Below are 18,903 nucleotides of genomic sequence, written 5' to 3' on the forward strand. Positions count from 1 at the left end.
TGTAAAATTCCGTAAAGGTATAAATCATTTCGTGAGAGCTACTACGATTGCCCGAAATCAGGTTTATACTCAGCTCATGCACACCGCGCACACAATCGCTCGCTGGTGATGGCTCTCTGTACATTGTTCCAACAGGTGAAACATGGGCAAGAAACTCAAGAATTCCGGTTTGGTCGGCCTCGGCGTCGTCGCCGGCATCGCCGTCTCCCTTCAATTTTCCGCCATGGCCCAAAAGCCGGTCGAGCCGACGCTGCCGCTTGAAGAGTTGCGCCAGCTGGCCGACGTGTTCGGACTGATCAAGTCCGATTACGTCGAACCGGTCGAGGACAAGAAGCTGCTGACCGAGGCCATCTCCGGCATGGTCGCCTCGCTCGATCCCCATTCCGCCTACCTGGACAAGAAAGCCTACGCCGAGCTGCGCGAAGGTTCGCAGGGCAAATTCGTCGGCCTCGGCATCGAGATCGGCCAAAGCGAGGACGGCTACATCAAGATCGTCGCGCCGATCGAGGATTCGCCGGCCTGGCGCGCCGGCATCAAGCCGGGCGACCTGATCAGCCGCCTCGACAGCACCGCCGTCAAGGGCCTGAGCCTGGACGAGTCGGTCAAGAAGATGCGCGGCGAGCCGCACTCCAAGGTCAGCCTGACCATCCTGCGCAAGGGCGAGAGCGACCCGCTGGTGTTCAACATCACGCGCGAAGAGATCCATCAAAAGAGCGTCAAGGGCAAGATCGTCGAACCGGGCTACGCGTGGCTGCGCATTTCGCAGTTCCAAGAGCCGACCATCGACGACATGGCCGCCAAGATTGTCGAACTGTACAAGCAAGACCCGAACATCAAAGGCCTGGTGCTGGACCTGCGCAACGACCCCGGTGGCGTGCTGCAAGGCGCCATTGGCGTGGCCGCCGCCTTCCTGCCCAAGGACGCGGCGATCGTCTCGACCAACGGTCAGTTGCCGGACCAAAAGCAGATCTTCTATGGCCGTCCCGAGTACTACGCATTGCGCAGTGAAAGCGACGCGCTGGCCAAGCTGCCGGCCGCCATCAAGCAAGTGAAGATGGTGGTGCTGGTCAACACCGGCTCGGCATCGGCGTCGGAAATCGTCGCCGGCGCGCTGCAGGATTACAAGCGGGCCGAGATCATCGGCACGCAAACCTTCGGCAAGGGTTCGGTGCAAACGATACGCCAGCTCACCGCCGACACCGCCGTCAAACTGACCACGGCGCGCTACTACACGCCGCACGGCCGCTCGATCCAGGCCAAGGGCATCACGCCCGACCTGGCGGTGGACGAGAACGCCGACGGCGACGGCCTGAACGCGCTGCGCACGCGCGAGGCCGATCTGGACAAGCACCTGAGCAACGACAAAGAGAAGGAAGTCGCCAAGACCAAGCGCGACGAGCTGGAAGAGCAGCTGCGCATCGTCGCGATGGAAAAGACCCGCAAGCCGCTCGAATACGGCAGCGGCGACGACTTCCAGCTGGCGCAGGCGCTCAACCACCTCAAGGGCCTGCCGGTGCAGCTGGCCAGGCAGGAAACCAAGGTCGTGCAGGCCGACGTCAAAAAGTAACCGGGGTCAGATCGTATCCCTCTGCCGCCGGCGGAACTCCGCCGGCGCGCAGCCCACTTCCCGCTTGAAGAACTTGCTGAAATTGGTGGCCTCGTCGAAGCCCAGCTTCTCCGCGATGCCGGCGACCGCCAGGTCGGTATGCACCAACAGCCGCTTTGCCTCCAGGTTGATGCGCGCCGCAATGAAGGCTTTGGCGGTCGTGCCCCGCACCGCCGTCACCGCCCGCGCCAGACTCTTTTCCGTGTAGCCGAGTTGATCGGCATAGTCGGCCACCTGGTGCCACTGCGCGAAGCGCTCGTCCACCAACTGCTGGAACCGCCTGAAGCGTTGCGACGCGGGCGACACCGGCGACTCCGGCGCCGGCCGCGGGCCTTGCAGCATGCTCAACCGCGTCAGCAGCGCATGCAGCTGATGGCGTAGCAACGCATGCACGTCCTCCGGCGGCGCGTCCAGCCGCGAGTCCTCGCGCATCTGCTGGATCGCGTCCGCGACCTGGCGCAGCGCCTCGACGCCAAGCTGCAGGTGCTCCCCCAACCGCATCAGATCGAGGGCCAGCTTGAGGTCGCGCGGCGTGCTCGACACCGGCAAAACGAATTCCGGACGAAACAGCACGTTCCAACCCTCCCAATCCTCGTCCGGTCCGAAGCTGTGCGCCTGCCCCGGCCGCAACACCAGCACGGAACCCGGCGCGCAGGCGATCGCCTTGAAATCAACCACTTGCGTACAAACGCCGCGCGTTACACAGACCAGGGTGTGGAACTCGTACCGGTGCGTCGCCCGCACGTTTTCCTTGCTGCCCCGGCGCCGCAGGTCGGCCATGGCGAAGATCTCCAGGTCGAGCAGATAAGGCGCCTTCGGCTGATAACGCAGCGGCCGGATCTCGTCGCCGAATGTCTTGAATGTATCAGTCATTGTCCCGTTTAGACCGTTTCATTTGGCTGGAGGTGTCCAATAATAACCCTATCGACCAACCTAACGGAACCACCATGACCAACATTGACATCGCAAAAACCTACATCAAGGCGATACAAGCTGGCGACCAGGCCATCCTGGGCGCCATCATCTCGCCCGACGTGATTTGGCACCAGCCAGGCAACAACCAGTTCTCCGGCACGCACCAGGGCATGGCCGCGGTCGGCCCGATGCTGGGCAAGATGATGGAAGTATCCAACGGAACTTTCGCGATCACCCGCGCCGACGACTACATGGCAAACGGCGAGCTGGTCGCCATCACGATCGAATTTGCCGGCGAGGCCAACGGCATCAAGCTCCGGCAACGCGGCGTGGACCTGGTCCGCATTGAGGCGGGAAAAATCGTCGCAGTGCGGCTGTTCTCCAGCGACCAGGCGCAGGAAGACCTATTCTGGGGCAATTAACATTCAGGATCACATCCGGATCACACCCGGGGTCAGGTCCGCCATTGCTACACGAACCGGGCGGTAACCGGCGGCGTCATCGGGGCGCCATTTTTATTTCGTCCCTTTATTACGCGGATCATGCGGTCATTGTGTAGAATTTGGCTCATTATTGGCGCAAGCCATTGCCAAATTCGAAAGTTTAATCATGAAACAAGCCGTCATCAGCGGTACCGGCCTTTTTACGCCAGCGCAATCGATCTCCAATGAAGAGTTGGTCGAGTGCTTTAACGCCTACGCCGGGCAATTCAACGCCGACAACGCCGGCGCCATCGCGGAAGGCACCGTCACGCCGCTGGAGCTGTCGAGCGTGGCCTTCATCGAAAAAGCCTCCGGCATCAAGTCGCGCTATGTGATGGAAAAATCCGGCATCCTGGACCCGAAGCGCATGGTCTCGCGCATTCCCGAGCGCGCCGACGAGGAACTGTCGCTGCAAGCCGAAATCTGCGTGGCCGCCGCCCACCAGGCGCTGGACCGCGCCGGCCGCGTGCCGGCCGACATCGACATGGTGCTGGTCGCCTGCTCGAACATGCAGCGCGGCTACCCGGCGATGGCGGTCGAGGTGCAGGGCGCGCTCGGCATCGACGGCTACGGCTTCGACATGAACGTGGCTTGCTCGTCGGCCACCTTCGGCATCCAGCAGGCGGTGGCGGCAGTGCAAAGCGGCCAGGCGCGCGCGGTGCTGGTGCTCAATCCGGAAATCACCAGCGGCCACCTGAACTGGCGCGACCGCGACAGCCACTTCATCTTCGGCGACGCCTGCACGGCGATGGTCATCGAGGCGGCCGACACGGCCAAGGGTTCGCAGCGCTGGGAAATCCTCGACACCAAGCTCAAGACGAGCTTCTCGAACAACATCCGCAACAACTTCGGCTTCCTCAACCGCTTCGACGAGGCTGGCATCGGCCAGCCGGACAAGCTGTTCCGCCAGCAGGGCAGGAAAGTCTTTAAAGATGTGTGCCCGATGGCCGCCGAGATGATCAAGGCCACGATCGCCGGCGCCGGCCTGGAAGTGCCCCAGGTGAGCCGCTACTGGCTGCACCAGGCCAACCTGAACATGAACCTGCTGATCAGCCGCCTGGTGCTGGGCCGCGACGCCGAGCCGGGCGAGGCGCCGGTGATCCTCGACGAATACGCCAACACCTCGTCGGCCGGCTCGATCATCGCCTTCCACAAGCACTCCGACGACATGGCCCCGGGCCAGCTGGGCGTGATCTGCTCGTTCGGCGCGGGCTACTCGATCGGCTGCGTGGTGGTGCGCAAAGTCTAACGGCGCGCAGGCGGTAGCGCGCGATGACAGCCGCCCCGGACTTCCTCATGCTCGACCACGGTGCGGCCGAACCGCTGTACCGCCAGATCTACACCCGCTTCCGCTCCGCCATCGCTGACGGCATGCTGCAGCCGGGGGCGCGCGTGCCGTCGGCTCGCGCGCTGGCGCTGGACCTGGGCCTTGCGCGCGGCACGGTGGAAGCGGCCTACTCGCTGCTTGGCGCCGAGGGCTACCTGGAGACCCGCGGCCAGGCCGGCACCGTCGTCTCGCCGGCGTTGACGCGGCACGCGCCGGTGGCGCCATCGGCCCGGGCGCAAGATCGTTCCACCGACCTGGCCGGCTCGCCGGCGCCGCTTGGCAGGCCGTTTCAAATGGGCCTGCCCGCGCTGGACGCGTTTCCGCGCAAGGTGTGGGCCGCGCTGGCGGCGCGCGCGATCCGCGCCACGCAGGCCGCCGACATGGTTTACCCGCCGTATTGCGGCACGCCAGCGCTGCGCACCGCCATCGCCACCTACCTGCAACTCTCGCGCGGCATCGACTGCGCCCCGGCGCAGGTGTTCGTCACCTCGGGCTACCGCAACTCGCTGGAGCTGGCCGCGCGCGCGCTGCTGCATCCCGGCGATCGCGTATGGATCGAAGATCCCGGCTACCCGCCCACCGGCGAACTGCTGACGCAAGCGGGCATGCGCCCGGTGCCGGTACGGGTCGACGACGAAGGACTGCAGGTGGCGCATGGCGTCGCCAGCGCGCCCGATGCGCGGGCGGCCGTGGTCACACCCGCCCATCAAAGCCCGCTGTGCGTGTCGCTGTCGCTGCCGCGCCGCCTGGCGCTGCTGGACTGGGCCGCGCACAGCGACGCCTGGATCATCGAGGACGACTACGATGGCGAATACCGTTATGTGAGCCGCCCGCTGCCGGCACTGAAAAGCCTGGACCGCGTGGGGCGCGTGCTGTACGCCGGCACCTTCAGCAAGGTGCTGTTCCCGGCGATCCGGCTGGCGTATCTGGTGGTGCCGCCGGCGCAGGTGAGGCGCTTCGAGGCGGTGTGCGAGACCTTTGCCGCCGGTGGTCCGGCGCTGACCCAGGACATCGTCGCCAGCTTCATGAACGATGGCCACTTCGCCCGCCACATCCAGCGCATGCGGCGGCTGTACGGCGAACGTCGCGAGATGGTGGCCGCCGAGCTGACCAAAGTGCTGGGCAAGCACCTGCGCATCGATCCGCAACCCGGCGGCATGCACCTGGTGCTGCGCCTGCCGGGCAGGCACGCCGACCGCGCGCTGGCGGCGCGCCTGCGGCAGGAAGGCATGTTCGCGCTGCCACTGTCCGAATGCAGCGCGCTGCCGCAGGCGTCGTCGGCACTGCTGCTGAGCTTTACCAATATCGAGACCCCACGGCGGGCGCGCGAGCTGGCATTGGGCATCATGGCCCAGTTAAGTTGACCAATCTTGGCACTTCCGGGCTAAGCCATGAAATCGCACAATACGGCTATCCGCAATCAACCAAGGAAACGCCATGACCGCCCGACTCGACATCTTCAAGCTTTCCCCGCAAGCCTACAAGGGCTTCGGCGCCGTAAAAACCGCCTTGCAGGAATCGAGCCTGCCGCGCGAGTTGCTGGAGCTGGTCGATCTGCGCGTCTCGCAGATCAACGGCTGCGCCTATTGCATCGATATGCACACGCGCGACCTGCTGGCACACGGCGTCGGCATCGACAAGGTCGTGCTGGTGCCGGTATGGCGGGAAGCCGAGGCCCTGTTCTCCGAGCAGGAACGCGCCGCGCTGGCCTGGGCCGAGACGCTTACCCGCGTGGCCGAGACCAACGCCCCGGACGCCGACTTCCAGAAGGCAGCCGCCGTGCTGGGTGAAAAGGAACTCGCCGATCTGACCATGTCGATTGCGCTGATGAGCGCATTCAACCGCATCGGCGTCGGCATGCGCCTGGTGCCGGCCGCGCTGAGCAAATAGGCGCGCCACCATCGCGTGCAGGCGTGTTGTCGGCCTGCCGGCGTGTGCTACCCTTTGGGCTGTCCCCAACCCCAGAGGAGCCCCACGCGCATGCCCCACAATATCAGTCTGATCACCACAATCGCAGCGGCGCTGGGCTTCGGCCTGGTGTTCGGCTACCTTGCAACGCGCCTCAAGCTACCGGCGCTGGTGGGTTATCTGGCTGCGGGTATCATGTTGGGACCTGCGACGCCGGGCTTCGTCGCCGACGCCGCGCTGGCCTCGCAGCTGGCCGAAATCGGCGTGATGCTGATGATGTTCGGCGTCGGCCTGCACTTCTCGCTCGACGACCTGTGGGCGGTGCGCAAGGTCGCGCTGCCCGGCGCGGTGCTGCAAATCGCCGTCGCCACGGCGCTCGGCATGGCGCTGGCCCACTTCTGGGGCTGGAGCGTCGGCGGCGGCCTGGTATTCGGCCTGGCGCTGTCGGTGGCCAGCACCGTGGTGCTGCTGCGCGCCTTGGAGGAACGCGGCATCCTCGATACCTTCAACGGCCGCATCGCGGTCGGCTGGCTCGTCGTGGAAGACCTGGTCACCGTCATGGTGCTGGTGCTGCTGCCGGCGCTGGCCGGCTCGCTCGGCGGCGTCTCGCTCGATGAACACGGCGTCGCCATCCCCGCCGGCGAAGTCGATCTGTGGGGCACACTGGCCCTCACGCTCGGCAAGGTCGGCGCCTTCATCGCGCTGATGCTGGTGGTCGGCCGCAAGCTGTTCCCGTGGATCCTGTGGCAGGTGGCGCGCACCGGTTCGCGCGAGCTGTTCACCTTGTGCGTGATCGCCGCCGCCGTCGGCATCGCCTACGGCTCGACGCACTACTTCGGCGTCTCGTTCGCGCTGGGAGCCTTCTTCGCCGGTATGGTGCTGCGCGAGTCCGAGCTGGCGCACCGCGCGGCGCAGGAGTCGCTGCCGCTGCGCGACGCGTTCGCGGTGCTGTTCTTCGTATCGGTGGGCATGCTGTTCGAGCCGACCATCGTGACCGGGCAGCCGCTCAAACTGCTGGCGGTGGTGGCCATCATCGTGTTCGGAAAATCGCTGGCCGCCTTCGTGCTGGTGGTGCTGCTGCGCTATCCGGCCAAGACGGCGCTGATGGTGTCGGCCAGCCTGGCGCAGATCGGCGAATTCTCCTTCATCCTGGCGGCGCTGGGATTATCGCTCAAGCTGATGCCGATCGAGGGCCAGAGCCTGATCCTGGCAGGCGCCATCATCTCGATCGCGTTGAACCCGGTGGTGTTCCGCCTCTCCAAACCGCTGGAGCGGTGGATGGGCAAGGATGGTTCGATCATGTCGAAGTTCGAGCGCACGGCCGATCCGCTGGCGGAGCTGCCGATGTCGGTGCCGCACGAGCATCTGGACGGACAGGTCGTGCTGGTCGGGTATGGCCGCGTGGGCCGGCGCATCGCCGAGGTGCTGCTCAAGCACAGCATACCGTTCGTGGTGGCGGAGCAGAACCGCGAGATCGTCGACCAGCTGCGCAAGGACGGCATCCATGCGGTGGCCGGCAACGCGGGCGAACCTGCGGTGCTGATCCAGGCGCACATCGCGCGCGCGGGCATGCTGGTGATCGCCACGCCGGACACCTTCCATGTGCGGGCGATGGTGGAAACGGCGCGTTTGCTCAACCCGAATATCAAGACCGTGGTGCGCACGCACAACGAAGAGGAAGCGGAGCTGCTGCGCAGCGAATTGGCCGGCAAAATCTTCATCGGCGAGGAGGAACTGGCCAACGGCATGACCGATTTCGTCGTCACCAATTTCGAGCGCAAGTCTGGTGGACACTAGGCTTTTAACCCGCCAACGTGAGAGGGGTCGTACCCATCGGGTACGACCCCGCGACTGATCGCCTTGCGGGTTTAGCGCGGACGTTACAGGCCTGCCGCCAGCTCCGCGCCTTCCTTGATCGCGCGCTTGGCGTCCAGCTCCGCCGCCAGCGCGGCGCCGCCGATCTTGCGGAAGCGCGGCCACGACGGATTCGCTTTCACTTCCTCCTCCGACGGCATCAACTCGGTCAGGCTGTCCTGACCCGCGCACACCACCACGTTATCGACCGGCAGCAAGCGCTGCTCGCCGCCGACCGTGATGTGCAGGCCCTGATCGTCGATCCGGTCGTACTGCACGCCGGCGATCATCACCACGCCATTGCGCGCCAGGACGGCGCGATGCACCCAGCCCGAGGTCTTGCCCAGCCCCGCCCCCAGCTTGGACGTCTTGCGCTGCAGCAGATACAACTGCCGCACCGGCGCCGGCGTTTCCGGCGCCACCAAGCCACCGGGCGTATCGCCCTTCAAACCAACGCCCCATTCCCTGGCCCAGACATCCAGCGCCAGCGGCAGCGGATGCTTCGGATCGTGCAGCAGATATTCGCCGACATCGAAGCCGATGCCGCCCGCGCCGATGATGGCCACCCGCCTGCCGACCGGCGCCTTGTTCTGCAACACGTCGATATACGACAGCACCTTCGGATGATCGATGCCCTCGATCGGCGGACGGCGCACCTTGATGCCGGTTGCCACCACCACCTCGTCGTAACCCTCGGCGATGAGCTGCTCGCGCGTGACGCGCATGCCCAGCCTGAGCTTCACGCCCGTCAAATCGATCTGGCGGCGGAAGTAGCGGATGGTCTCGGCGAATTCCTCCTTGCCCGGAATCTGCATGGCGATCTTGAACTGGCCGCCGACGCTGTCGCTGGAATCGAACAGCGAAACATCGTGGCCGCATTCGGCCGCCACCGTCGCAGCCGACAATCCGGCCGGCCCGGCGCCGACCACCGCCACGCGGCGCGGCCTGGCCGTCTTCGCGTACACCAGTTCCGTCTCGTGGCAGGCGCGCGGGTTGACCAGGCAGCTGGCGCGCTTGTTGGAGAATGTGTGATCGAGGCAAGCCTGGTTGCAGCCGATGCAGGTGTTGATCTCGTCGGCCTTGCCCTGCGCCGCCTTGGCGACAAAGTGCGAATCGGCCAGGAAGGGACGCGCCATCGAAATCATGTCGGCGTCGCCGCGCTGCAGGATACCTTCCGCCTCGGCCGGCATGTTGATGCGGTTCGACGCCACCACCGGTATCGTCACCTCCAGCCGCAAGCGGCCGGCAATGCCGGCGAAGGCCGCGCGCGGCACCGACGTGACGATGGTCGGCACCCGCGCCTCGTGCCAGCCGTAGCCGCTGTTGAGGATCGTGACGCCGGCGTGCTGCAACGCCTTGGCCACCGCCACCACGTCCTCCCAGGTATTGCCGCCGTCGACCAGGTCGAGCAGCGAGTGGCGGTACATGATGATGAAATCATGACCAACTGCTGCGCGGATGCGCTTGACGATTTCCACCGGCAGCCGCATGCGGTTCTCGATGCTGCCGCCCCAGCGGTCCGTGCGCAGATTGGTGCGCGCGCACAGGAACTGGTTGAGCAGATAGCCTTCGCTGCCCATCACCTCGATGCCGTCGTAGCCCGCCGCGCGCGCCAGCTTGGCGCAGCGGGCGTAGTCGCGTATCGTCTGCTCGATGCCGGCCTCCGTCAGCGCGCGCGGTTTGAACGGCGAGATCGGCGATTTCTTGTCCGACGCCGACACCACGAACGGCTGATATCCATAGCGCCCCGCGTGCAGGATCTGCATCAGGATCTTGCCGCCCTCCTCGTGCACCGCGCTGGTGACGCGGCGGTGATTGTGGACGTCGCCCTTGAAGTTGAGCGTTCCGCCGAAGGGCAGCAGCCATCCGGAGCGGTTGGGGGAAATACCGCCGGTGACGATCAACCCCACGCCGCCGCGCGCGCGCTCGCGGTAAAAGGCCGCGAGCTTGCCGTAGTTGTAGAAGCGGTCTTCAAGGCCGGTGTGCATCGATCCCATGACGACGCGGTTGCGCAGCGTCGTGAAACCCAGGTCGAGGGGCGCCAGCAGATGGGGGTATGGTGTGTTTGTCATTATAGTTATATGGTCCAGATGTATGCGTCAGGCCGGAGGCCGAATTAAAACCCAATTCTCTAGACCCGGGCTTCTAAAGGCCCCGCGCCGCGTGTATTTTGTAACGTGACGGCGCTTCGCTTGTATTCTGCCACCCTTTCCCTTACGCTGGAACGATGAAGCGATTCCTTGTGTATTTGTTGTTAGGTGTGGCTGCCCCGGTGGCGATGGCACAAGCACCTAAGCTTGAACTACCCAAGCTGGAGGTCTCGGTCAATCGCGTGGACGCCGAAGCGCGGCACATGTATGAAGTGGACGCCACCGCGACGGTGGCGGCGCCACTGCCGAAGGTATGGCGCGTACTGACGGGCTACGAGCGCATGTCGGAGTTCGTGCCGGACCTGGAATCGTGCAAGGTCCTGTCACGCAACGGTAACGAAGTGATCATCGAACAATTCGGCGTGGCGCGCTTTTTGTTCATGTCCAAGGCCATCCATCTGATCGTGCGGGCGACCGAGCAGCCGATGTCGTCGATCGAGATCTCGCTGATCTCCGGCGACATGAAGCACTACGAATCGAAATGGGAATTGGTGCCGGTGCCCGAAACCGGCGGCACCAGGATTGTCTACAGCGGCAGGCTGCTGCCGAATTTTTACGTACCGGGCATCCTGGGGTCGAACATGATCCGCAGCGACATCGAACATATGATGAGCGCCGTGGTGGCGCGCATCGAGCGCCGCGACGACGCGCCCAAACGCGGCGGCGTGCAGGCCACGCCGGCAGTCCCCGTCACGCCGCCGGCGCAGCAAGCACCGGCGCCGCCACAGCCCAATCAGGCCAGGTAGCTCAGGCCAGGTAAGTATCGCGCGAGCGCAGCTCGGCGAAGTTTTCCAGGCTGCCGATCTTCACCAGCACCGGATTCAAACTCAAGTTGCTCTGCATCGAGCGCCAGGCGAACTGCCACTCCTGCTCCTGCGCTTCGGCCGCCGTCTTGGTGAAGGCGGCGCCGAGCGCGGCGCGCGTGCCATATTCGACGGCGCCGTCGATGCCCGCCCAGCTGGGGAGCGTGCGTTGCACCGCGCGGTGCAGGCGCTCGCCGAATTCCTCGGTGTTGTGGATGATCAGGCAGGCGTCGGCCGAGAACAGCTCGAACAGCTTGCGGTCCCACGCCTGCGAAAAGCTCAGGGTCAGGCAGTTCGAGGCCGGGACGAGGATGAACTGGCCCTGGGTCAGCGCCAGTTCCAGGTCTTCGCGCACGCCGTAGCGGTGCAGGGTTGGAGGGCGTTGGTAGTCGTGCATGTTGGTACTCTATTCTTTACAGGTTATTTGACCGGGGCGCGGCGCACGTGGCGGTGCGAGCGCATCGCCGCCGAGGCGATGAAGATTTCGCGCAGCAGGTAGCAGAAGCTGCCGATCAGCGCTCCCATCGCCACCACGAACATGCCGGCGATGTATTTGTCCAGCGGGGTATTGGTGATGTCGCCCAAAAACAGCATCGCGATGACCAGGCAAATCAGCAGGCCGCAGGCGGTCGACAGGGTGATCGAGGCGTTGATCAGGTGCGATCGTCGGTAGAGCACATCGAGTTCGTTGAGATAGACGTCGCTGTAACCGATGTCGAGCCGGTCCTCCAGCACCCGCGAACGGTCGATGATGCGTGCCAGCCGGTTGGTCAGCACCATCAAGTTGGTGCACACGCCCGTCAGCAGGAACACCGGCGCGATGGCCAGTTGGATAATGTGGCCGATGTCGCCGATCTGAAGATTCATGATTGCCATAAGTGCTGGGTTTTTATGCTTGCCTCTCTGGGCCGTCGATATTGCTAGTCAAGCCATAGTGTAGCAGCCCGGGGCGTGCGCGGGCCGATTCCCGGCGCCGCGTACGCGAATGTGCGGGGTTTATGCAAATGCGCGGTTGCGCTTGAACTGTTCGGTCGCGCCGACCAGCGCGCGCGCGATCCCCTTTTCCATCGCGCCGTGGCCGGCGTCGGGAATCATGTGCAACACCGCGCCGGGCCAGGCCTCGCGCAGGCGCCAGGCCGACGACGGCGGGCAGATCACGTCGTAGCGGCCCTGCACGATCACCGCCGGCAGATGGGCGATGCGGCCAATGTCGCGGATCAGTTGATCGTCGCCGAAGAAGCCCAGGTTGGCCATGTAGTGCGATTCCAGCCGGCCGACGCCCAGATCGAGGCTGTCCGACGGCGGGTCCTCCGGCTGCGGCAGCAGGAACACGCGGCGGCCCTCGAAACGGCTCCACGCGCGCACCGCCGGCCAGTGGACCTCCGGATCGTCGCTCATGATGCGGTCCACATAGGCTTTGAGCAGGTTGCCGCGCTCCGCCTCCGGAATCGGCGCGATGAACTCTGCGTACACCTCGGGGTGGAACCACTGCGCGCCGTACAGGAACCAGTCGATTTCCGCCTGCGTGCACAGGAAGATCCCGCGCAGCACGAAGCCCAGGCAGCGCTCGGGATGCGCCTGGCCGTAGGCCAGCGCCAGGGTCGAGCCCCACGAGCCGCCGAACACCAGCCACTGCTCGATGCCGAACAGCGCGCGCAGGCGTTCGATGTCCGCGATCAGCAATTGAGTGGTGTTGTTGCGGCACTCGCCCAGCGGCAGCGATTTGCCGGCGCCGCGCTGGTCGAACAGGATCACGCGGTACTGTTCCGGGTCGAAGAAGCGGCGGTGCTGCGGCGACAGGCCGGCGCCCGGGCCACCGTGCAGGAAGATCACCGGAATGCCGTTCGGATTGCCGACCTCCTCCCAGTAGATGGTGTGCAGGTCGTCGACCGCCAGCATGCCGTGCCGGGTCGGCAGGATGGGCGGGAACAGGGGCGAGGTCGGTTCGAACATGGCTATCCTTTGGCATCGATAGCTGATTGTACGAAAAAAAAGCCAGGATCGCGAACGAACCTGGCTTCGATTGCCGTAACGGCAAGCTTAGGACATGTGCTGGCCGCCGTTGATGGCGATGTTGGCGCCGGTGACGAAGGCCGCCTCGTCCGACGACAGATACGCGACCAGGCCGGCCACTTCCTCAGGCTTGCCCAGGCGCGCCATCGGAATTTGCGGGATGATCTTGGTATCGAGCACTTCCTGCGGGATCTCCATGACCATCTTGGTGCCGATGTAGCCCGGCGAGATGGTGTTGACGGTCACGCCCTTGCGCGCCACTTCCAGCGCCAGCGCCTTGGTGAAGCCGTGCATGCCGGCCTTGGCCGCCGAATAGTTGGTCTGGCCGAAGGCGCCCTTCTGGCCGTTGACCGACGAAATGTTGATGATGCGACCCCAGCCGCGCTCGACCATGCCGTCGCAGACCGGTTTGGTCATGTTGAACACGGAATCCAGGTTGGTGGCCATGACGGCGTCCCAGTTCGGCTTGTCCATCTTCTTGAACGTCATGTCGCGAGTGATGCCGGCGTTGTTGACCAGCACATCGATCGGGCCGATGTCCTTTTCGATGGCGGCCACGCAGGCTTGCGCCGAGTCGTAGTCCGCCACGTCGCAAGGATAGGCGCGGAAGTTGAACCCCTGGTCGCGCGTCGTGGCGAGCCACTGCTCGACCTTGGGATTGCCAGGGGAATACGTCGTGACCACGTTATAGCCGAGCGCCGACAGTTTGAAACACACCGCTTCGCCCAGACCGCCCATACCGCCAGTTACCAATGCAACTCTTGCCATTTTATTGTCCCCTCATCGTAGTTGATACCAAACTTCGCTGACACCAAAGTTCGCGCGCCGCCCCGCGACCGCGGAGGCGGCAGGTTTTATCGTTATCTTATGGACGCTCGATCGCCAGCGCCACGCCCATGCCGCCGCCGATGCACAGCGAAGCCAGGCCCTTCTTGGCGTCGCGGCGGATCATCTCGTGGATCAGGGTGACCAGGATGCGGGCGCCGGACGCGCCGATCGGGTGGCCGATGGCGATGGCGCCGCCGTTGACGTTGATCTTGCTGGTGTCCCAGCCCATTTCCTTGTTGACGGCGACGGCCTGCGCGGCGAAGGCTTCGTTGATTTCCATCAGGTCCAGATCGTCAGGCGTCCAGCCGGCCTTTTTCAGGCACAGGCGGCTGGCCGAGACCGGGCCCATGCCCATCAGCGCCGGGTCCAGGCCGGACGAGGCGTAGGCCTTGACCTTGGCCAGCACCGGCAGGCCCAGTTCCTTGGCCTTGGTGGCGGACATCATGATGACGGCGGCGGCGCCGTCGTTCAGGCCGGACGCGTTGCCGGCGGTGACGCTGCCTTCCTTGTTGAACGCCGGACGCAGGCCGGCCAACCCTTCGATGGTCGAGCCGGGCTTGATGTATTCGTCGCTGTCGAAGACGATGGTGCCTTTTTTATTGGCGATTTCCAGCGGCAGAATCTCGTCCTTGAATTTGCCTTCTTTTTGAGCGGCTTCGGCCTTCAGCTGCGATTGCAGCGCGAACTCATCCTGCTCGGTGCGCGAGATGTCGTGTTTTTTCGCGACGTTCTCGGCGGTGATGCCCATGTGGTAATTGTTGAACGCGTCCCACAGGCCGTCGACGATCATGGTGTCGACCATCTTGATCTCGCCCATGCGGAAGCCGTCGCGCGAACCCGGCATCGCGTGCGGCGAGGCGCTCATGTTTTCCTGGCCGCCGGCGATGACGATTTGTGCATCGCCACATTTAATCGCCTGGGCCGCCAGGTGCGTGGCTTTCAAACCGCTGCCGCACACGTGGTTGATGGTGAAACCGGGAATGGAATCTGGCAGGCCGGACTTGATGACCGCCTGACGGGCAGGATTCTGGCCGACGCCGGCGGTGAGCACCTGGCCCAGGATCGCTTCGCTGATCTGGCTTGGATCGATGCCGGTCTTGGCCAGCAGGCCCTTGATCACGTGCGCGCCCAGGTCCGAGGCCGCGATCTTGGCGAGGCTGCCGCCGAATTTGCCGACACCGGTACGGCCAGCGGCCACGATAACTACATCATCCATATGACTCTCCAATACGCCGGCCGGGGCCGGCTTAGTTTAGCAACAACATTGAGCAACTACGTGAACGTCGATAATACGCCTACGACGGCGAGGCCGTGGGGGGTTTCGATTGTGCGTCGCCGCGAGGAATGCCAGTTATTTCTCTAGCAGCATCCATGCCAACGATTGTCCCAAGTCGCGGAGCCATCGTAAGCGCCCGGATTTGGCGACACATTGATTTTTGTCAATCTTTCCCTCGACGTGCCTCAAGACATTTTGAAGAAACAATGTAAATTTGTCACGACAATAATCTGATACCGTCGAGCGTGGCGGCGCACTGCTCGCGTATCACTTTGACGAAATCGAGGACGTAGGCTTTTTGCTTTTGCGACTCCGGCACCGACACGAACAGGTCGCTCCACAGGCCGTGGTCGCCCACCGGCTTGGCGATGACGTAGTCGTAGTCGACATAGTTCTTGATGGCCCAGTTGGGCAAGGCGGCGATGCCGCGGCGGCTGGCGACCAATTGCAGCACGGCCACCGTCAGCTCGGCGGTGCGGCGCTGGACCTGAATGCCGGCCGGCTGCAGCACTTCACGGATCAGGTCGATGCGGGTTTCCGGCACCGGATAGGTGATCAGGGTCTCGCCCTCGAAGTCGGCCGCGTGCAGGCGGCGTTGCATCGCCAGCCGGTGTTTTTGCGCCATCACGACCAAAATTTCATAACGGAACAGCGGGAACGTGACGAAATCCGGGCCGTACGGCGAACCGATGACAAGGTCGGCGGCGCCGCTGCGCAGCAGCTCGGCCGGCTCGCTGTGGAAACCGGACACCAGGTCGATTTCCACGTCCGGCCAGCGTTTGCGAAACTCGTCCATGACCGGCATCAGCCAATCGAAGCAGGTGTGGCATTCCAGCGCGACACGCAGCTGGCCGGTGTCGCCCTGGGTCAGCCGGGCCACTTCGCGCTCGGCCGCCTCAATTTCCGGCAGCAGCATATCGGCCAGTTTGAGAAGTCGCGCGCCGGTGGCGGTAAAGCCGATCGGCACGGATTTTCGCTCAAAAAGCGGTCCGCCGTAGCGATCTTCCAGCAACTTGATCTGATGGGACAACGCCGACTGGGTCAGGTTGAGCAGTTGGGCGGCGCGCACCAGGCTGCCGGCCGAACGAAGCGCGCTCAGGGTGCGAAGGTGGCGTATCTCTAGCATGGTCTATTAAAAATTTTCATGTGAAACTACAAAATCTTTCGTTTTGATTATAGACCGGAATGCCGCAAACTTTATCGCATCAATATTAAATGCGGATGACACCGATCATGACACCATCAAATAAAGCGGCCTCAAGCCACATCCACACCCACGTTCCCGGTTTTCCACGCATCGGCGCGGCACGGGAACTGAAATTCGCGCTGGAATCGCACTGGCGTGGCGAACTGGACGAGGCCGGACTGGAAGCGGTCGGCCGCATTCTGCGCGCCCGCCACTGGGCGCTGCAAGAGCGAGCCGGGCTGGACTTCGTCACTGTCGGCGATTTCGCCTTCTACGACCAGGTCGCCAATCATGTTCAGCTATTGGGCTGCGAACCGGCGCGCTACGGCTTCGATCCCCGCCAATCGCAGCTGAGCCGCTATTTCGCCATGGCGCGCGGCGATGGCGGCAAAGAGCCCCCGGAATGCGGTCCCGGCTGCGGCCACGACCATTCCCACGATGGCGATGTGCACGCGTCGGCAGCGCTGGAAATGACCAAGTGGTTCGACACCAACTACCACTACCTCGTCCCTGAATTCACACCGGAAACCGCGTTCTCGCTGGCCTGCGAACGGCTGTTCGACGAAGTCGCGGAAGCGCAATCGCTCGGCCACGCGGTCAAGGCCGTGCTGCTCGGGCCGTTGAGCTTCCTGTGGCTGGGCAAGGAGAAAAGCGGCGCGGCCGGATTCAACCGCCTGGACTTGCTCGACAAGCTGCTGCCGGTCTACGGCGCGGCGCTGGACCGTCTGAAGGCGCAAGGCGTGCAATGGGTGCAGATCGACGAACCCATCCTCGGCCTCGACCTGCCGCCTGCCTGGCGCAGCGCGTTCGAATACACCTACTGGCAACTGAATCAGGTCGGCGTGCCGCTGCTGCTGGCGACCTATTTCTCGCCGCTGGAGGAAAACCTGAGCCTGGCCTGCCGCTTGCCGGTGGCCGGTTTGCATGTGGACGGCGTGCGCGCCGCCCATGAGCTGACCAGCATCGCCGACTGGCTGCCGGTGCACAAGGTGCTGTCGGTCGGCATCGTCGACGGCCGCAACATCTGGCGCACCGACCTGGACGCGGCGCTGGCCACCCTGGCGCCCATCGTCGACAAGCGCGGCGGCAAGCTGTGGCTGTCATCGTCGTGCTCGCTGCTGCACGTGCCGTTCACGCTGGCCGCCGAACACGCGCTCGACGCCGACATCAAATCGTGGCTGGCCTTCGCCACCGAAAAGCTCGACGAGCTGTACGTGCTGAAGCAAGCGCTGCAAGGCATCCACGAAGCTTCGGTCACCGATGCGCTGGAGGTCTCGCGCGCGGCGCTGGCCGGTCGCCGCGCCAGCGAACGCGTGCATCAACCAGCCGTGCGCGAGCGCCTGGCCGCGCTGGGCGACGACGCCGACCGCAGGCAATCGAGTTTCGCGCAGCGCCAGGCCGTGCAACGCGCGCGCCTGCAACTGCCGGACTTTCCGACCACCACCATCGGCTCGTTCCCGCAAACGCCGGCCATCCGCGCCGCCCGCGCCGGCTTCAAGCGCGGCGAACTGAACGCCGCCGACTACGAATCCAGGATGCGCGACGAGATCGCCTACGCGGTGCGCCGCCAGGAGGCGCTGGGACTCGACGTGCTGGTGCACGGCGAAGCCGAGCGCAACGACATGGTCGAATATTTCGGCGAGCAGCTGGACGGCTTCGTCTTCACGCAACTGGGCTGGGTGCAGTCGTACGGCTCGCGCTGCGTCAAGCCGCCCATCATCTACGGCGACGTCAGCCGCCCGAAGGCGATGACGGTGGACTGGACCGTGCATGCGCAAAGCCTGACCGGCAAGCCGATGAAAGGCATGCTGACCGGACCGATCACGATTTTGCAATGGTCGTTCGTGCGCGACGACCAGCCGCGCTCGCGCACCGCGCTGCATATCGCGCTGGCGATCCGCGACGAGGTGGACGATTTGCAGCGGGCCGGCATCGGCATCATCCAGATCGACGAGCCCGCCGTGCGCGAAGGCTTGCCGCTGCGCCGGGGCCGCTGGGACGAGTATCTGGACTGGGCCACGCGCGCGTTCCGCGTCTCGGCCGGCGCGGCGGCGGACGGCACGCAGATCCATACCCACATGTGCTATGCCGAGTTCAACGACATCCTGCCGCAGATCGCCGCGATGGATGCGGATGTGATCACGATCGAGACCAGCCGCTCGGACATGGAATTGCTCAACGGGTTTGGACAATTCCGCTATCCGAACGAGATCGGACCGGGCGTGTACGACATCCACTCGCCACGCGTGCCGGGGCAGGCGGAAATGGTGAGGCTGCTGCGCAAAGCCAGCGCGGTGATTCCTGCTGGCAATCTCTGGGTGAATCCGGATTGCGGCCTGAAGACGCGCGGGTGGGCGGAGACGGAGACGGCGCTGCGCAATATGGTGGCGGCGGCACATCAACTGCGCGCGGAGCATGCGATTTATTAAGGGTCCACGGACATCGGCACAAACGGCGCATGCATTGGCGAATTACGCTGCGCTAATCCGCCCCACGTAATTCAGAATGGGCCTCCGCCCGCATATTTGCTGGCGCGCACGCGTATCGGGCCTCCC

16 protein-coding genes are annotated in these 18,903 nt (G+C 64.5%); 8 read left to right on the plus strand and 8 right to left on the minus strand.

From position 1 onward, the window contains the following. Positions 1 to 142 precede the first annotated feature (142 nt). The gene (locus AC0IYS_RS30280; protein ID WP_471708657.1) at positions 143 to 1,567 is read left to right on the plus strand and encodes a S41 family peptidase; all 1,425 of its coding nucleotides are present in this window, start codon (positions 143 to 145) and stop codon (positions 1,565 to 1,567) included. Between the two features lie 6 nt (positions 1,568 to 1,573). On the opposite strand, the gene AC0IYS_RS30285 is transcribed toward AC0IYS_RS30280, so the two are convergent. Further along, positions 1,574 to 2,479 (minus strand): AraC family transcriptional regulator, encoded by a 906-nt coding sequence (locus AC0IYS_RS30285; protein WP_471708658.1) that lies wholly within the window; start codon positions 2,477 to 2,479, stop codon positions 1,574 to 1,576. A gap of 74 nt (positions 2,480 to 2,553) precedes the next feature. Between AC0IYS_RS30285 and AC0IYS_RS30290 the strand changes: the two genes are divergently transcribed. The 5 genes from AC0IYS_RS30290 (at position 2,554) to AC0IYS_RS30310 (ending at position 8,035) form a co-directional block, all read left to right on the plus strand. Beyond that, positions 2,554 to 2,943, plus strand: a complete 390-nt coding sequence (locus AC0IYS_RS30290) for a nuclear transport factor 2 family protein (protein WP_471708659.1) — start codon at positions 2,554 to 2,556, stop codon at positions 2,941 to 2,943. A 187-nt stretch (positions 2,944 to 3,130) separates the two neighbouring features. Beyond that, positions 3,131 to 4,252 carry a beta-ketoacyl-ACP synthase III gene (locus AC0IYS_RS30295; RefSeq protein WP_471708660.1) on the plus strand — a complete coding sequence of 374 codons (1,122 nt, stop codon included), beginning with the start codon at positions 3,131 to 3,133 and terminating at the stop codon, positions 4,250 to 4,252. Between the two features lie 23 nt (positions 4,253 to 4,275). Beyond that, positions 4,276 to 5,694: a MocR-like pyridoxine biosynthesis transcription factor PdxR gene (gene pdxR / locus AC0IYS_RS30300; protein WP_471708661.1), complete on the plus strand. Its 1,419-nt coding sequence runs from the start codon at positions 4,276 to 4,278 to the stop codon at positions 5,692 to 5,694. A 73-nt stretch (positions 5,695 to 5,767) separates the two neighbouring features. Then, positions 5,768 to 6,220 (plus strand): carboxymuconolactone decarboxylase family protein, encoded by a 453-nt coding sequence (locus AC0IYS_RS30305; protein ID WP_471708662.1) that lies wholly within the window; start codon positions 5,768 to 5,770, stop codon positions 6,218 to 6,220. A gap of 90 nt (positions 6,221 to 6,310) precedes the next feature. Continuing rightward, the gene (locus AC0IYS_RS30310) at positions 6,311 to 8,035 is read left to right on the plus strand and encodes a cation:proton antiporter domain-containing protein (protein WP_471708663.1); all 1,725 of its coding nucleotides are present in this window, start codon (positions 6,311 to 6,313) and stop codon (positions 8,033 to 8,035) included. 83 nt (positions 8,036 to 8,118) lie between these two features. On the opposite strand, the gene AC0IYS_RS30315 is transcribed toward AC0IYS_RS30310, so the two are convergent. Continuing rightward, positions 8,119 to 10,164, minus strand: coding sequence for a 2,4-dienoyl-CoA reductase FMN-binding domain-containing protein (locus AC0IYS_RS30315; protein ID WP_471708664.1), 2,046 nt, complete (start codon positions 10,162 to 10,164; stop codon positions 8,119 to 8,121). Between the two features lie 206 nt (positions 10,165 to 10,370). Between AC0IYS_RS30315 and AC0IYS_RS30320 the strand changes: the two genes are divergently transcribed. Beyond that, positions 10,371 to 10,988 carry an SRPBCC family protein gene (locus AC0IYS_RS30320; RefSeq protein WP_471708666.1) on the plus strand — a complete coding sequence of 206 codons (618 nt, stop codon included), beginning with the start codon at positions 10,371 to 10,373 and terminating at the stop codon, positions 10,986 to 10,988. Between the two features lies 1 nt (position 10,989). On the opposite strand, the gene AC0IYS_RS30325 is transcribed toward AC0IYS_RS30320, so the two are convergent. The 6 genes from AC0IYS_RS30325 to AC0IYS_RS30350 form a co-directional block, all read right to left on the minus strand. Then, positions 10,990 to 11,442: a hypothetical protein gene (locus AC0IYS_RS30325; RefSeq protein ID WP_471708667.1), complete on the minus strand. Its 453-nt coding sequence runs from the start codon at positions 11,440 to 11,442 to the stop codon at positions 10,990 to 10,992. A gap of 23 nt (positions 11,443 to 11,465) precedes the next feature. Next, positions 11,466 to 11,912, minus strand: coding sequence for a DUF2721 domain-containing protein (locus tag AC0IYS_RS30330; RefSeq protein ID WP_471708668.1), 447 nt, complete (start codon positions 11,910 to 11,912; stop codon positions 11,466 to 11,468). 129 nt (positions 11,913 to 12,041) lie between these two features. Beyond that, the gene (gene pip, locus AC0IYS_RS30335; protein WP_471708670.1) at positions 12,042 to 12,998 is read right to left on the minus strand and encodes a prolyl aminopeptidase; all 957 of its coding nucleotides are present in this window, start codon (positions 12,996 to 12,998) and stop codon (positions 12,042 to 12,044) included. An 87-nt stretch (positions 12,999 to 13,085) separates the two neighbouring features. Further along, a complete protein-coding gene (phbB, locus tag AC0IYS_RS30340; protein ID WP_471708671.1) occupies positions 13,086 to 13,826 on the minus strand; it encodes an acetoacetyl-CoA reductase in 741 nt (246 codons plus the stop codon). Positions 13,827 to 13,923: 97 nt separating this feature from the next. Next, positions 13,924 to 15,102, minus strand: a complete 1,179-nt coding sequence (locus AC0IYS_RS30345) for an acetyl-CoA C-acetyltransferase (RefSeq protein WP_471708672.1) — start codon at positions 15,100 to 15,102, stop codon at positions 13,924 to 13,926. Between the two features lie 277 nt (positions 15,103 to 15,379). Further along, a complete protein-coding gene (locus AC0IYS_RS30350) occupies positions 15,380 to 16,288 on the minus strand; it encodes a LysR family transcriptional regulator (protein WP_471708673.1) in 909 nt (302 codons plus the stop codon). A gap of 107 nt (positions 16,289 to 16,395) precedes the next feature. On the opposite strand from AC0IYS_RS30350, the gene metE reads away from it, so the two are divergent. Next, positions 16,396 to 18,777 carry a 5-methyltetrahydropteroyltriglutamate--homocysteine S-methyltransferase gene (gene metE / locus AC0IYS_RS30355; protein ID WP_471708674.1) on the plus strand — a complete coding sequence of 794 codons (2,382 nt, stop codon included), beginning with the start codon at positions 16,396 to 16,398 and terminating at the stop codon, positions 18,775 to 18,777. Positions 18,778 to 18,903 lie beyond the last annotated feature (126 nt).

It is taken from the genome of Duganella sp. AC237, from assembly GCF_979254035.1.

What these genes read in the sequence shown, in the direction of transcription:
- phbB (WP_471708671.1), bottom strand. Translation starts at nt 13,826, where the DNA reads ATGGCAAGAGTTGCATTGGTAACTGGCGGTATGGGCGGTCTGGGCGAA.
- AC0IYS_RS30345 (WP_471708672.1), bottom strand. Translation starts at nt 15,102, where the DNA reads ATGGATGATGTAGTTATCGTGGCCGCTGGCCGTACCGGTGTCGGCAAA.
- AC0IYS_RS30320 (WP_471708666.1), top strand. Translation starts at nt 10,371, where the DNA reads ATGGCACAAGCACCTAAGCTTGAACTACCCAAGCTGGAGGTCTCGGTC.
- AC0IYS_RS30350 (WP_471708673.1), bottom strand. Translation starts at nt 16,288, where the DNA reads ATGCTAGAGATACGCCACCTTCGCACCCTGAGCGCGCTTCGTTCGGCC.
- AC0IYS_RS30285 (WP_471708658.1), bottom strand. Translation starts at nt 2,479, where the DNA reads ATGACTGATACATTCAAGACATTCGGCGACGAGATCCGGCCGCTGCGT.
- AC0IYS_RS30280 (WP_471708657.1), top strand. Translation starts at nt 143, where the DNA reads ATGGGCAAGAAACTCAAGAATTCCGGTTTGGTCGGCCTCGGCGTCGTC.
- AC0IYS_RS30315 (WP_471708664.1), bottom strand. Translation starts at nt 10,164, where the DNA reads ATGACAAACACACCATACCCCCATCTGCTGGCGCCCCTCGACCTGGGT.
- AC0IYS_RS30330 (WP_471708668.1), bottom strand. Translation starts at nt 11,912, where the DNA reads ATGAATCTTCAGATCGGCGACATCGGCCACATTATCCAACTGGCCATC.
- AC0IYS_RS30295 (WP_471708660.1), top strand. Translation starts at nt 3,131, where the DNA reads ATGAAACAAGCCGTCATCAGCGGTACCGGCCTTTTTACGCCAGCGCAA.
- AC0IYS_RS30290 (WP_471708659.1), top strand. Translation starts at nt 2,554, where the DNA reads ATGACCAACATTGACATCGCAAAAACCTACATCAAGGCGATACAAGCT.
- AC0IYS_RS30325 (WP_471708667.1), bottom strand. Translation starts at nt 11,442, where the DNA reads ATGCACGACTACCAACGCCCTCCAACCCTGCACCGCTACGGCGTGCGC.
- pdxR (WP_471708661.1), top strand. Translation starts at nt 4,276, where the DNA reads ATGACAGCCGCCCCGGACTTCCTCATGCTCGACCACGGTGCGGCCGAA.
- AC0IYS_RS30305 (WP_471708662.1), top strand. Translation starts at nt 5,768, where the DNA reads ATGACCGCCCGACTCGACATCTTCAAGCTTTCCCCGCAAGCCTACAAG.
- AC0IYS_RS30310 (WP_471708663.1), top strand. Translation starts at nt 6,311, where the DNA reads ATGCCCCACAATATCAGTCTGATCACCACAATCGCAGCGGCGCTGGGC.
- pip (WP_471708670.1), bottom strand. Translation starts at nt 12,998, where the DNA reads ATGTTCGAACCGACCTCGCCCCTGTTCCCGCCCATCCTGCCGACCCGG.
- metE (WP_471708674.1), top strand. Translation starts at nt 16,396, where the DNA reads ATGACACCATCAAATAAAGCGGCCTCAAGCCACATCCACACCCACGTT.